The organism is Streptococcus sp. GMD1S (assembly GCF_000296875.1).
In the GTDB taxonomy this organism is placed as follows: Bacteria; Bacillota; Bacilli; order Lactobacillales; family Streptococcaceae; genus Streptococcus.
The window spans coordinates 1-13,411 of sequence record NZ_AJQY01000017.1; the positions used below are offsets into that span (position 1 = coordinate 1).

At 41.7% G+C, this 13,411-nt stretch carries 15 protein-coding genes and 2 riboswitches; of the genes, 13 read left to right on the forward strand and 2 right to left on the reverse strand.

Translation table 11 applies throughout. The annotated features are described in order from the left end of the window. Positions 1–87: riboswitch (TPP riboswitch) on the forward strand. This riboswitch is flagged as partial in the annotation. 158 nt (positions 88–245) lie between these two features. Genes GMD1S_RS03715 through thiE form a run of 7 tightly spaced genes read left to right on the forward strand, consistent with a single transcriptional unit; the run spans position 246 to position 5,503 of the window. After that, on the forward strand, positions 246–806 hold the full coding sequence (locus GMD1S_RS03715) for an ECF transporter S component (RefSeq protein ID WP_000915263.1): 561 nt from the start codon (positions 246–248) through the stop codon (positions 804–806). Continuing rightward, positions 807–2,192, forward strand: a complete 1,386-nt coding sequence (locus GMD1S_RS03720; protein ID WP_000523384.1) for an ATP-binding cassette domain-containing protein — start codon at positions 807–809, stop codon at positions 2,190–2,192. It begins immediately after the preceding gene. A gap of 1 nt (position 2,193) precedes the next feature. Next, entirely contained in the window at positions 2,194–2,844 is a 651-nt protein-coding gene (locus GMD1S_RS03725) for an energy-coupling factor transporter transmembrane component T (protein ID WP_000598424.1), read from the forward strand. A 10-nt stretch (positions 2,845–2,854) separates the two neighbouring features. Then, positions 2,855–3,547, forward strand: coding sequence for a thiaminase II (gene tenA / locus GMD1S_RS03730; RefSeq protein WP_000397188.1), 693 nt, complete (start codon positions 2,855–2,857; stop codon positions 3,545–3,547). 3 nt (positions 3,548–3,550) lie between these two features. Continuing rightward, the gene (gene thiW, locus GMD1S_RS03735) at positions 3,551–4,075 is read left to right on the forward strand and encodes an energy coupling factor transporter S component ThiW (protein WP_001244054.1); all 525 of its coding nucleotides are present in this window, start codon (positions 3,551–3,553) and stop codon (positions 4,073–4,075) included. Further along, positions 4,075–4,878, forward strand: coding sequence for a hydroxyethylthiazole kinase (locus GMD1S_RS03740; RefSeq protein WP_001170979.1), 804 nt, complete (start codon positions 4,075–4,077; stop codon positions 4,876–4,878). Before thiW ends, GMD1S_RS03740 begins: the two co-directional genes overlap by 1 nt. Next, positions 4,871–5,503 (forward strand): thiamine phosphate synthase, encoded by a 633-nt coding sequence (gene thiE / locus GMD1S_RS03745; protein ID WP_001080689.1) that lies wholly within the window; start codon positions 4,871–4,873, stop codon positions 5,501–5,503. The genes GMD1S_RS03740 and thiE overlap by 8 nt, the downstream gene beginning before the upstream one ends. A 47-nt stretch (positions 5,504–5,550) precedes the next feature. On the opposite strand, the gene thiD is transcribed toward thiE, so the two are convergent. Then, positions 5,551–6,342, reverse strand: coding sequence for a bifunctional hydroxymethylpyrimidine kinase/phosphomethylpyrimidine kinase (gene thiD, locus GMD1S_RS03750; protein WP_000221726.1), 792 nt, complete (start codon positions 6,340–6,342; stop codon positions 5,551–5,553). A gap of 84 nt (positions 6,343–6,426) precedes the next feature. Continuing rightward, positions 6,427–6,525: riboswitch (TPP riboswitch) on the reverse strand. Positions 6,526–6,708: 183 nt separating this feature from the next. On the opposite strand from thiD, the gene GMD1S_RS03755 reads away from it, so the two are divergent. The 5 genes from GMD1S_RS03755 (at position 6,709) to GMD1S_RS03775 (ending at position 12,112) form a co-directional block, all read left to right on the forward strand. Then, a complete protein-coding gene (locus GMD1S_RS03755; protein WP_001167210.1) occupies positions 6,709–7,104 on the forward strand; it encodes a CopY/TcrY family copper transport repressor in 396 nt (131 codons plus the stop codon). A 10-nt stretch (positions 7,105–7,114) separates the two neighbouring features. Further along, positions 7,115–7,486: a cupredoxin domain-containing protein gene (locus tag GMD1S_RS03760; protein WP_000935071.1), complete on the forward strand. Its 372-nt coding sequence runs from the start codon at positions 7,115–7,117 to the stop codon at positions 7,484–7,486. 9 nt (positions 7,487–7,495) lie between these two features. After that, a complete protein-coding gene (locus GMD1S_RS03765; RefSeq protein WP_000136330.1) occupies positions 7,496–9,718 on the forward strand; it encodes a heavy metal translocating P-type ATPase in 2,223 nt (740 codons plus the stop codon). A 212-nt stretch (positions 9,719–9,930) separates the two neighbouring features. After that, on the forward strand, positions 9,931–11,706 hold the full coding sequence (spxB, locus tag GMD1S_RS03770; RefSeq protein WP_000191804.1) for a pyruvate oxidase: 1,776 nt from the start codon (positions 9,931–9,933) through the stop codon (positions 11,704–11,706). Positions 11,707–11,764: 58 nt separating this feature from the next. Further along, positions 11,765–12,112: a VOC family protein gene (locus tag GMD1S_RS03775; RefSeq protein ID WP_001052638.1), complete on the forward strand. Its 348-nt coding sequence runs from the start codon at positions 11,765–11,767 to the stop codon at positions 12,110–12,112. A gap of 165 nt (positions 12,113–12,277) precedes the next feature. Here the strand turns inward: GMD1S_RS03775 and GMD1S_RS03780 are convergent, their stop codons facing one another. Further along, positions 12,278–12,622, reverse strand: a complete 345-nt coding sequence (locus tag GMD1S_RS03780) for a lipopolysaccharide assembly protein LapA domain-containing protein (RefSeq protein WP_000913393.1) — start codon at positions 12,620–12,622, stop codon at positions 12,278–12,280. 325 nt (positions 12,623–12,947) lie between these two features. Here GMD1S_RS03780 and GMD1S_RS03785 point away from each other — a divergent pair, with 325 nt between their 5' ends. Continuing rightward, positions 12,948–13,208: a SemiSWEET family transporter gene (locus tag GMD1S_RS03785; protein ID WP_001291475.1), complete on the forward strand. Its 261-nt coding sequence runs from the start codon at positions 12,948–12,950 to the stop codon at positions 13,206–13,208. The last annotated feature ends 203 nt before the right edge of the window (positions 13,209–13,411 follow it).

Here is a 13,411-nt window from a genome sequence, read left to right on the forward strand (position 1 = left end):
AAGACATTTGGGGTGCCTTAGGCTGAGATGATACCCATTGAACCTGATACAGTTAATACTGGCGAAGGGAAATGTGAAAAGGTTTTTTTCGTATGTTGAAAAGAACTGTCTAATCTTGTAAGGTAAACTCTAATTCTCTTTTGTAATTGGAGTTTTTTTGTTTATCAAAAGAGGATAGGCTTGACGGCAAGCCTTTTGGTAGCTCACCTTGAATGCCCCACTTTTCTTTAAAAAAGGAGTTTTTTATGTTGAAAAAATGGCAGTTAAAAGATGTTATCTTACTTGCTTTCTTGTCTATCTTTTTTGGTGGCGTTTTTGTGGGTTCAGGCTATCTGTTTGATATCCTCACTCTGATCTTGGCCCCTCTTGGTTTGCAGGCCTTTGCCAATGAGATCCTTTTTGGTCTCTGGTGTATGGCTGCGCCCATTGCGGCTATCTTTGTTCCAAGAATTGGAAGCGCAACGATTGGAGAAGTGCTCGCTGCGCTTGCTGAAGTCCTTTATGGTAGCCAATTCGGTCTAGGTGCTCTTTTGTCCGGCTTGGTTCAAGGGTTGGGAAGTGAATTTGGTTTTATTGTGACCAAGAATCGTTATGAAAGTTGGCTCTCTCTAACTGCTAATAGTATTGGGATTACTCTTTTTAGCTTTGTCTATGAATACATTAAATTAGGTTACTATGCCTTCTCCCTTCCTTTTGTCCTTTCCTTGCTGGTGGTGCGTTTTATTTCCGTCTTTTTCTTCTGTACCATCTTGGTTCGTGCCATTGTCAAACTCTATCATCAGTTTGCAGCTGGAGGAAAGGCATAGATGGGCTTGAAATTACGGGAGATTCAGTCCCCAATCTTCTCAGAGCCAATTGATTTTACTTTTCATGCGCAAGCCTTTACCTTGTTAGTTGGGAGCAGTGGTTCAGGAAAATCCAGCCTCTTTCAAGTCATTGCCCAAGTCAGTTCTCTTCCCTATAGTGGTCAAGTCCTGATAGATGGGAGCGAAGTCAGTCAGCTTTCTATCGTCGAACGTGTCCAGACAGTTGGCATTCTCTTTCAAAATCCCAATCATCAATTTACTATGGAGAACTTGTTTGAGGAATTGATTTTTACCTTGGAGAATATCGGCCATCCTGTTCAAGAGATTGATTCTAAAATAGCAGAGGTGGTTCGGCAATGTCGTTGCGAGCCAATCTTGCACCGTCCCATTCATCACCTATCAGGTGGGGAAAAGCAAAAGGCTGCGCTAGCTGTCCTCTTTGCCATGAATCCTAGGGTCTATCTCTTGGATGAGCCCTTTGCTTCCATTGACCGCAAGAGCAGAATCGAGATATTGGAGATTCTAAAAGAGTTGGTTCTTGATGGGAAGACAGTCATCCTGTGCGACCATGATTTATCAGACTATGAAGTCTATATCGACCATATGGTGGAGCTAAGAGACGGCCAGTTAAGGGAGGTGTTTCAAATCCCTTACTCTGAGATGACACAGGTTGCTTCAAAGGAAGTTGCTTCTAGTTCAGAACTATTCCATTTGGATCGTGTGACTTGTGAGCTGGATCATCGCCCCCTCTTTTCGCTTGCGGATTTTACTATCTACCAAGGAATTTCCTGTATCTTGGGTGACAATGGTGTCGGGAAATCAACCCTCTTTCGCTCTATTCTTCAATTTCAAAAGTATAAGGGGCGAATTACTTGGAAGGGGAAAGTCCTGAAAAAGAAAAAGAGTTTGTATCGTGATCTGACCGGTGTTGTTCAGGAAGCTGAGAAGCAGTTTATCCGAGTCAGTCTGAGAGAGGAACTGCAATTAGATAGTCCAGACTCGGAAAGAAATCAGCGGATTGTCCAAGCTTTACGATATTTTAATCTGGAGCAGGCGCTTGAGAAGAGTCCCTATCAATTAAGTGGTGGCCAACAAAAGATTCTTCAGCTTTTGACCATCTTGACCAGCAAGGCTTCTGTGATCTTGCTAGATGAACCTTTTGCAGGTTTGGATGATAGAGCCTGCGACTACTTTTGTCAGTGGATGTTGGAGGAGAGCAATCAAGGAAGAAGTTTTTTGATTATTAGCCATCGTTTAGATCCCTTGATCTCTGTGGTTGATTATTGGATTGAGATGACTAGTGAGGGGCTCAGTCATCTCCAAGACGTGACCATCAGCAAACCTCTCCCATTTCTGAACAATGATACTCTAGGGGAGGTGAGGTAGTATGATCAAAGTAGCAACCAAGACACCAGTTATCAGCCTCTTCTTTCTAATTTTATCCTTGGAAACATCCTTCATTCCTTCGATTGCTCTTAATCTTTCTGTAGTCGCATTTTGCATACTCTTTTTGCTCTATCACCGTCGATTTAAAATGTTGGCTTGGATGCTTGTGCTCGCCATTTTGCCATCCTTTGCTAACTACTGGGCAGTCCAGTTACATGGGGATGCTTCGCAGGCAGTGATACTTGGAACGAGGGCTTTTGTGACGGTTTGTATCGGTCTTGTCTTTGTTTCCTCTATTTCCCTAAAAGAGCTTCTTTTGTACTTAGCTCAAAAGGGGTTATCACGGTCTTGGGCTTATGCCTTGATTGTGGTATTTAATTCCTTTCCCCTTATTCAGCAGGAGATCAAGTCCCTCAAAGAAGCTTGCTTATTGCGTGGTCAAGAACTGCATGTTTGGTCTCCCCTGATTTACAGTAAGGTTCTGATGACGGTTTTTAGGTGGCGCCATCTTTACCTGAGAGCTTTGTCTGCACATGGATATGATGAGCATGCACAGTTGGAGAATCGCTATCGGACTTTTTATATTTCTAAAAAAACAAAATTAATCTACCTGCTGTTCTTTTTATTGCTTCAAACCAGTTTATTTCTATAAAGGAGTTATTATGGAATTTACAGATATTGCGATGGAATTATCCAAGGAAGCTTGGCAGGCTTCTTTTCATCATCCCTTTATTTTACAATTACAAGAGGGAAATTTAGAACCTTCTATTTTCCGCTATTATTTAATTCAGGATGCTTATTACCTGAAGTCTTTTTCAGAAGCCTATCACCTCTTGGCTGATAAGACTTCAAACGAGGAAATGAAAAGACTCTTGAAACAAAATGCCCAGAGTCTAGTGGAGGGTGAGTTGTTTATCCGCCAACAATTTTTCATGGAATTAGGAATCAGCGACCAGGAAATGGAGCAACATCCAATCGCTCCAACCTGTTATCATTACATTTCTCATATTTATCGCCAGTTTGCAGAGCAAAACTTGGGCATTGCTTTTGCTAGTTTGCTTCCATGTCCTTGGTTATACCATGATTTGGGCAAGGCACTTAATCGCAAACCATCCCCGAATCCTCTTTATCAACAGTGGATTGAAACCTATATCACCGATGAGTTAGAACAGCAGATTAAAGAGGAAGAAGCGCTGGTTAATCAGCTCTATCGAGAAAGCGACGAGACGGACAAACAAAAAATGCTAGAGGCCTTCCACCGAAGTGTCCACATGGAAGCCAAGTTTTGGGAGATGGCTTACCAACATCAAACCTGGACGAGTGATTTGCAGTCCTTAGAAAAAGAGAAGAAATAGAAAATGAGAAACCACCAACTACAAGTTCACAAATTAACCATTTTATCCATGATGATTGCTCTTGACGTAGTACTTACACCCATCTTTCGAATTGAAGGAATGGCACCAATGTCCAGTGTAGTCAACATCCTAGCAGGGATCTTGATGGGACCTGTTTATGCCTTGATCATGGCTACAGCCACAGCCTTTATCCGTATGACAACTCAAGGGATTCCACCTTTAGCTCTTACAGGAGCAACTTTCGGAGCCCTCCTTGCAGGTCTCTTTTATAAGTATGGTCGAAAATTTCACTATTCTGCTCTAGGAGAAATCTTGGGAACAGGTATTATTGGTTCTATTGTTTCCTATCCTGTTATGGTTCTCTTTACGGGATCTGCGGCCAAGCTCAGTTGGTTTATCTACACTCCTCGATTTTTCGGAGCAACCTTGATTGGTACAGCGATTTCCTTTATTGCCTTTCGATTTTTAATCAAGCAGGAATTCTTTAAAAAAGTGCAAGGATATTTTTTCAGTGAAAGGATAGACTGATGCAGAAATTGACAAATCCTTTCCCTCTAGCAACCAGTTCCTTAATTCACTGCATCACCAATGAGATTTCTTGTGAGATGCTGGCTAATGGTATTTTGGCTCTGGGATGCAAACCTGTCATGGCAGATGACCCTCGTGAGGTTCTTGATTTTACTAAGCAAAGTCAGGCTCTCTTCATCAATCTGGGGCATTTGTCAGCCGAGAAGGAGAAAGCAATCCGTATGGCAGCTACTTATGCAAACCAAGCTTCTCTCCCAATGGTAGTAGATGCGGTTGGTGTATCAGCGTCATCCGTTCGTAAGACCTTAGTCAGAGATCTTTTAGAATACAAGCCCACAGTCCTTAAAGGAAATATGTCGGAAATCCGAAGTCTTGTTGGTTTAAAGCACCACGGAGTTGGAGTTGATGCTAGTACTAAAGATCAAGAAACTGAGGAACTGCTTCAAGTCTTGAAAGACTGGTGTCAGCTTTATCCTGGTATGTCTTTCTTAGTCACTGGCCCCAAGGACCTCATTGTTTCGGAGAATCAGGTTGCAATATTGGGAAATGGCTGTGACGAATTAGACTGGATAACAGGGACAGGAGACCTGGTTGGAGCCTTGACAGCCGTTTTTCTCAGCCAAGGAAAGACTGCCTTTGAAGCTTCTTGCCTAGCAGTTTCTTATCTCAATATCTCTGCTGAGAGAATACTTGTTCAAGGAATGGGATTGGAAGATTTCCGCTTTCAAACTCTCAATCAGCTCTCTCTCCTAAAGAGAGACGAAAATTGGCTAGAAGCCATCAAAGGAGACTTTTATGAATAGAAAAGTACTTAAACTGTATCTAGTAACCAATCGCTACCAAGATTCCTTGGAAAATTTTCTTGAAAAAGTCGAGGCGGCCTGCCGTTCAGGTGTTACCATCATCCAACTACGAGAAAAAAATCTCACCACCAACCAATACTATCAGCTGGCAAAACAAGTCAAGGAAATAACAGACGCCTACCAAGTCCCCTTAATTATCGATGATCGGTTGGATATCTGTCTTGCAGTCGATGCTGCAGGTTTGCATATTGGCGACGATGAACTACCAGTTTCGGTTGCCCGCAAAGTCTTGGGTCCTGAAAAAATCCTCGGTGTCACTGCTAAAACAGTTAAAAGAGCCCTGGAAGCAGAAACATCGGGTGCGGATTACTTGGGGACAGGAGCTATTTTCCCGACAATTACCAAAGAAAATGCACCTATCACCCTGATTTCAACCTTGAAAACCATTTGCCAAACGGTCGCCATTCCAGTAGTTGCTATCGGAGGATTGACGTCAGAGAATATTGACCAACTTGCTGAAACTGGTATAGCTGGAGTAGCAGTCGTCAGGGATTTGATGCAGGCAGAAGATATAGAAGCAAAAACGCAAGCTTTTTTAACAAAGCTAGATGACATGATTTCCTAATCAAAAACTCTCTAATTCCCTTAAAGCGGGAACTAGAGAGTTTTTTCTTAATCTTTAAAGCTTGTATGGTTGACTGGTCCAGAACCATGACCGAGTTGAGGGGCGTCTTGGATGGCTTTTGTGATAAAGGCCTTGGCCTTATCGACAGCCTGATAAAGGGTTTTCCCCTTGGCTAGTTCAGCCGTAATCACAGCAGCAAAGGTACATCCAGTACCATGGGTGTGACAAGTTTGAATTCTTGGACTTTCCCAGACAAATTGTTCCTCTTTGGTAAAGAGGAAATCCTTAGCACCGCCTTCGAGATGGCCACCTTTGATTACCACAGACTGAGGACCAAATTCTTTTAAAATCAGGCGACCGGCACGTTGCATGTCTTCTGGATTATGAATTGAGAAACCAACAATTTCTTCTGCCTCAGGAAGATTGGGGGTGATGATGGTAGCAAGGGGAAGCAGGTTTGTTTTTAGGTAGCTTCTCGCACTAGTATCTATCAGAGTATCACCGCTTGTTGCGACCATAACAGGGTCAAGCACGTAGGGGCAGTCCAGTTTTTTAAGATAGGGTTGGATAATCTCCATGATTTCAGTAGTTGCCAACATACCAGTTTTTACAGCCTGGGGCTTGATATCCGAAAAGACACTCTCCAATTGAGCTTCCAACATTTGGTTGGAGACGTGCTCGATTAATTGAACGCCTCTGGTATTTTGAGCGACAAGGCTGGTCACAACGGCCATTCCATAGACATCTCTCGCTTGGAATGACTTCAAATCAGCCATAATGCCAGCACCGCCACTAGGGTCAGTTCCAGCAATGGTTAGAGCAACGGGTAAATAAGTCATCTAAAACCTCCCAACCAACTGAAGTTTGTATTCTTAAGAACAAGCTAGTCTATTTCAGGAAGGAAATAGAAGACCAGATAGTCCTCATCATCATTTCCACTTCCATCAGCTAGCATTACCTAGATTGAGTCAAAGGGATCTAACAGTCGTTAATCTCAGCTTTACGCACCCCTAGTGGTTGTTTTCTTTTTTCTTCAGTATAGCATATTTTTATAGTTTATATAGTAAAATTTGACTGCAAATCTCTCGTTATGTACTTAAAATTCTATTTTTCGAAAAAATAATAAAAATTATAGTTGACAAATGTAGATTTTCGGAGTATACTAACAACTGTAATCGACAAATGTAGATTTAGGAGGTGTGATTATGCAGATTTCAGATGCAGAATGGCAGGTCATGAAGATTATTTGGATGCAGGGGGAACAGACCAGCACGGATTTGATTAGGGTTCTGGCAGAGCGGTTTGACTGGTCCAAGTCGACCATTCAGACTCTTTTGGCTCGTTTAGTAGAGAAAGGGTGCCTGACTAGGAAAAAAGAGGGCAAGTCCTTTGTTTATTCAGCCCTTTTGACTCTGGATCAAAGTCGAGACTTGCTTGTCCAAGATATCAAAGACAAGGTTTGTTCTCGTAGGATGAAGAACTTGTTGGCTGATTTGATTGTGGAATGTGATTTCACTTTGGCTGACTTGGAAGACTTAGAAGCTGTGATTTCTGAGAAAAAAGCTAGCGCAGTTACTGAAGTAAAATGTAATTGTATGTAAAGGAGACGCCATGTTAAATAGTATTGTAACCATTATTTGTATTACCCTTATCGCGTTTATCTTGTTTTGGTTTTTCAAAAAGCCTGAAAAATCTGGACAAAAGGCCCAGCAAAAAAAGGGTTACCAAGAGATTCGAGTGGAAGTCAAAGGGGGCTATACGCCTGAGTTGATTATTCTTAAGAAATCAGTGCCAGCCCGTATCGTCTTTGACCGTAAGGACCCTTCACCTTGTTTGGATCAGATTGTCTTTCCAGATTTTGGTGTACATGCGGACCTGCCAATGGGTGAAGAGTATGTAGTGGAAATCACGCCTGTGCAGGCTGGAGAGTATGGTTTCTCTTGTGGCATGAATATGATGCACGGCAAGATGATTGTAGAATAGGAGAATGATATGACTGAAATTGTAAAAGCAAGTCTTGAAAATGGCGTTCAAAAAATCCGTATCACGGCAGACAAAGGCTATCATCCAGCCCATATTCAGCTTCAAAAAGGGATTCCAGCTGAGATTACCTTTCATCGAGCAACTCCTTCAAACTGTTACAAGGAAATTCTGTTTGAAGAAGAAGGCATTTTGGAACCAATCGGCGTAGATGAGGAGAAAGTCATTCGTTTTACACCTCAAGAATTAGGTCAACATGAATTTTCTTGTGGTATGAAGATGCAAAAGGGGAGTTATACCGTAGTTGAGAAGACTCGAAAATCTCTATCACTTTTACAGCGTTTTTGGATTACTAGTATCTTTACTGTGCCTCTTGTGATTCTCATGATTGGTATGTCGACAGGAGGAATTAGTCACCAAGTCATGCGTTGGGGAACTTTTTTAGCCACAACACCGATTATGCTAGTAGCAGGTGGCCCTTATATCCAAAGTGCTTGGGCTAGTTTTAAAAAGCACAATGCCAACATGGATACCTTGGTTGCTCTGGGAACCCTAGTGGCCTATTTCTATAGCTTAGTTGCCCTCTTCGCTGGTCTCCCCGTTTACTTTGAAAGTGCTGCATTTATCTTCTTCTTCGTTCTTATGGGAGCCGTTTTTGAGGAGAAAATGCGGAAAAATACTTCCCAAGCTGTGGAGAAATTACTTGACTTGCAGGCTAAAACTGCAGAAGTCTTGCGTGAGGATAACTATGTTCAAGTCCCCTTGGAGCAAGTAAAGGTAGGTGATCTGATTCGAGTACGTCCTGGTGAAAAGATTGCGGTTGATGGTGTTGTAGTCGAAGGCGTGTCCAGCATTGATGAATCTATGGTGACAGGTGAGAGCCTGCCAGTGGATAAAACAGTTGGAGATACTGTCATTGGCTCCACCATCAATAACAGCGGAACGCTTGTTTTTAGGGCAGAAAAAGTTGGTTCAGAGACTGTCTTGGCACAGATTGTAGACTTTGTGAAGAAAGCTCAGACCAGCCGAGCGCCAATTCAAGATTTGACGGATAAAATTTCAGGGATTTTTGTCCCAGCAGTTGTCATTTTAGCGATTCTAACTTTTTGGATTTGGTTTGTCTTGCTTGAGGCTAGCTTTGTGTCTTCTCTTCTTTATGGGGTGGCAGTTTTGATTATCGCCTGCCCTTGTGCCCTAGGTCTCGCAACACCAACGGCTCTCATGGTGGGAACAGGACGGAGCGCCAAGATGGGCGTTCTCCTCAAAAATGGAACCGTCTTACAGGAAATCCAGAAAGTCCAAACTCTCGTCTTTGATAAGACAGGGACTTTGACAGAAGGAAAACCAGTGGTCACTGATATCATTGGCGACGAGACAGAAGTACTTGGCTTAGCCGCCTCTTTGGAAGAAGCCTCTCAACACCCATTGGCTCAATCTATTGTCAAGCGAGCGACTGAAGCAGGACTTGAACTTCAACCTGTAGAAAATTTCCAAGCCCTACACGGAAAAGGTGTTTCAGGGCAAATCAATGGAAAACAAGTTTTGCTTGGAAATGCTAAAATGCTGGATGGCATGGATATTTCTAGCATTTATCAAGAAAAACTAGAAGAACTAGAAAAAGAAGCTAAGACAGTTGTGTTCTTGGCTGTTGACAATGAAATTAAAGGCTTGCTTGCTCTGCAAGATATTCCCAAGGATAATGCCAAGCTCGCCATCAGTCAGCTGAAAAAACGTGGCCTCCAAACAGTTATGCTGACAGGAGATAATGCTGGAGTGGCGCGAGCTATTGCAGGTCAGATCGGCATTGAGGAGGTTATTGCAGGTGTCTTGCCAGAAGAAAAAGCCCATGAAATCCATAAACTACAATCAGCTGGAAAAGTAGCCTTTGTTGGTGATGGTATCAATGACGCTCCTGCCCTCAGCGTAGCAGATGTGGGGATTGCTATGGGAGCTGGAACAGATATTGCCATCGAGTCAGCAGATTTGGTGTTGACAACTAATAACCTCCTAGGAGTGGTTCGTGCCTTTGACATGAGCAAGAAAACCTTCAATCGAATTCTTCTCAATCTTTTCTGGGCCTTTATCTACAATGTCGCCGGAATTCCGATTGCAGCAGGAGTCTTTTCAGGAATTGGTCTCGTTCTCAATCCAGAACTGGCTGGTCTAGCCATGGCCTTTAGTTCTGTATCTGTATTAACCAGTTCACTCATGCTAAACTTTAGTAAAATAGACTAAAAGCGAGCTTGCTCGCTTTTTATTATAAAACAGTTACATAAAACGTTTTCAAACTGTACTGTAATAGAGAATAAAAACTTCTGAGCACATTCTTAGGAGACCCAAAACAAATGTGGTAAAGTAGTAGAGTAAAAATTTGCTGAAACGTTTCCAATTAGTATATGAAAATGGATTCATCAAATTTTAAAAATATTTGAAGGAGAGTTATCATTATGACTCAAGGGAAAATTACTGCATCTGCAGCAATGCTCAACGTATTGAAAACATGGGGCGTAGACACAATCTACGGTATCCCATCAGGAACACTCAGCTCATTGATGGACGCTTTAGCTGAAGACAAAGATATCCGCTTCTTGCAAGTTCGCCACGAAGAAACAGGTGCTCTTGCAGCGGTTATGCAAGCTAAATTCGGCGGCTCAATCGGGGTTGCAGTTGGTTCAGGTGGTCCAGGTGCGACTCACTTGATTAACGGTGTTTACGATGCAGCTATGGATAACACTCCATTCCTTGCTATCCTTGGATCACGTCCAGTTAACGAACTCAACATGGATGCCTTCCAAGAATTGAACCAAAACCCAATGTACAACGGTATCGCTGTTTACAACAAACGTGTCGCTTACGCTGAGCAATTGCCAAAAGTAATCGACGAAGCTTGCCGTGCTGCAGTTTCTAAAAAAGGTCCAGCTGTTGTTGAAATCCCAGTAAACTTCGGTTTCCAAGAAATCGACGAAAACTCATACTACGGTTCAGGTTCATACGAACGTTCATTCATCGCTCCTGCCTTGAACGAAGTTGAAATCGACAAAGCTGTTGAAATCTTGAACAATGCTGAACGTCCAGTTATCTATGCTGGTTACGGTGGTGTTAAAGCAGGTGAAGTGATTACTGAATTGTCACGTAAAATCAAAGCACCAATCATCACAACTGGTAAAAACTTTGAAGCCTTTGAATGGAACTACGAAGGTTTGACAGGTTCTGCTTACCGTGTTGGTTGGAAACCAGCCAACGAAGTGGTCTTCGAAGCAGACACAGTTCTTTTCCTTGGTTCAAACTTCCCATTTGCTGAAGTTTACGAAGCCTTCAAGAACACTGAAAAATTCATCCAAGTGGATATCGACCCTTACAAACTTGGTAAACGTCATGCCCTAGACGCTTCAATCCTTGGTGATGCAGGTCAAGCAGCTAAAGCTATCCTTGACAAAGTGAACCCAGTTGAATCTACTCCATGGTGGCGTGCAAACGTTAAGAACAACCAAAACTGGCGTGATTACATGAACAAAATCGAAGGTAAAACTGAGGGTGAATTGCAATTGTATCAAGTTTACAATGCAATCAACAAACATGCTGATCAAGACGCTATCTACTCAATCGACGTAGGTGACACTACTCAAACATCTACTCGTCACCTTCACATGACACCTAAGAACATGTGGCGTACATCTCCACTCTTTGCGACAATGGGTATTGCCCTTCCTGGTGGTATCGCTGCTAAGAAAGACAATCCAGATCGCCAAGTATGGAACATCATGGGTGACGGTGCATTCAACATGTGCTACCCAGACGTTATCACAAACGTTCAATACGACCTTCCAGTTATCAACGTTGTCTTCTCAAATGGTAAATATGCCTTCATCAAGGACAAATACGAAGACACAAACAAACACTTGTTTGGTTGTGACTTCCCTAATGCTGACTATGCGAAAATCGCTGAAGCTCAAGGTGCTGTAGGATTTACAGTTGACCGTATCGAAGACATCGATGCAGTTGTTGCAGAAGCTGTTAAACTCAACAAAGAAGGTAAAACTGTTGTGATCGATGCTCGCATCACTCCACACCGTCCACTTCCAGTAGAAGTACTTGAATTGGATCCAAAACTTCACTCAGAAGAAGCAATCAAAGACTTCAAGGAAAAATACGAAGCAGAAGAACTCGTACCATTCCGCCTCTTCTTGGAAGAAGAAGGATTGCAATCACGCGCAATTAAATAATTCCTTCGTGGAACTTAAAAAGATCGGAGCAATCCGGTCTTTTTATGGAGGATAGTAAATGAATTTAAATCAATTAGATATTATCGTTTCAGATGTTCCCCAAGTCTGTGCTGACTTGGAGCGTATTTTGGATAAAAAGCCCGATTATGTTGATGACAGTTTTGCTCAGTTTACGATTGGCAGTCACTGTCTGATGTTGTCCCAAAATCATTTGATTCCTTTGGAAGATTTTCAGTCAGGAATCATTCTTCATATCGAGGTTGAGGATGTAGACCAGAATTACCAACGGTTGAAAGAACTTGGTATCCAGGTTTTAAACGGACCAACTGTAACCGATTGGGGAACAGAGTCCTTATTAGTTAAAGGGCCTGCTGGTCTAGTGATTGATTTTTATCGTATGAAGTAGGTAATTCTATTATCAAATTTTTTATCTAAACATTCTTGGAGTGAAACTTAAAAAGATCGGAGCAATTCGATCTTTTTTGTATTTATGCGACTTTCAGTCCGTCTCGCTCCGTTAGGTGCGAGACAAAAAACCACCCGTTTTCACGGGTGGTTATGATTTCTACACTTATTGTTTGGCTTCCTGTTTTAATTGTTGCACCTGTTCCTCGTACTGGACAAGCTCCCTGTCTTTTATATTGATAGTCGCTTCTGCTTCAGCAATGCGGCTTCTCAGATCTTGAGTCTTGTTATGGTGATAGCTAATACCAATAGCACTACCAGCAATGATCCCGATTACTAGACAAGTAAAAATCACCAAAATCAAGGGAGCAGATAGTTGTGTAAAGACAAGACTGACAGTTACTGTTTGACGATTGAGTAGACCAAATGAGATCACAATGACTAATAAGCTCAAACCGCCAATTAGATAAGCCTTATCTTTCAGTGACAATTCATTAAATTTTTTTAGCATAAGTTCCTTTTCTCCTGACTATGTTGATAGAAAACTACACACCATTTAGGTATTAACAAAATTCATTTTACTAGAAAATTTCGATACTGTCAATAATTTCTAACGGCTTATTTACCATCAATCAATCGATTCATTGAAAAGGAGTATTCATTTTCTAATATTTGATTGAGTAAACAGAACGGAGCAATTCGGTCTTTTTTCTGTTCCCTCTTTCTTATAACAAGATTGTGATAGTTTATATCTTTATAACAAAAGTTTTAAAGACTTGATTGTTTTGAAAAAAGATTATAAAATATGATTCATAAAAATGAAAGAGGTTTTGAAAATGTCTGAAAAACAAATGAAAGTTTTGGGTTGGGTAGCGACCTTCATGTCTGTTATGATGTACGTCTCTTACTTCCCGCAAATTATGAACAACCTGGCTGGTCAAAAAGGGAACTTTATCCAGCCCTTGGTTGCAGCCATCAACTGTAGTCTCTGGGTTTACTACGGTCTTTTCAAGAAAGAAAGAGATATTCCCCTTGCGGCTGCTAATGCGCCAGGTATCATTTTTGGTCTGGTAACGGCTATCACAGCTTTGATTTAAAAAGAAGACTGGTTTCAGTCTTTTTTGTACATAAAAATAGATTCTCAAGTAAAGAAAGTCTAATGAGAGTTGAGGAGAATAGCCGTTGACAGCGAGCTTTCTGATTGCTGCTTTAGGGGTTCCTCCATCAAGTAAGAGATTGTTTCGTTACTATTTTTACAAAATCTTCTCCCTACTTTATAAAATAGAAAAAAGAGTTCAAT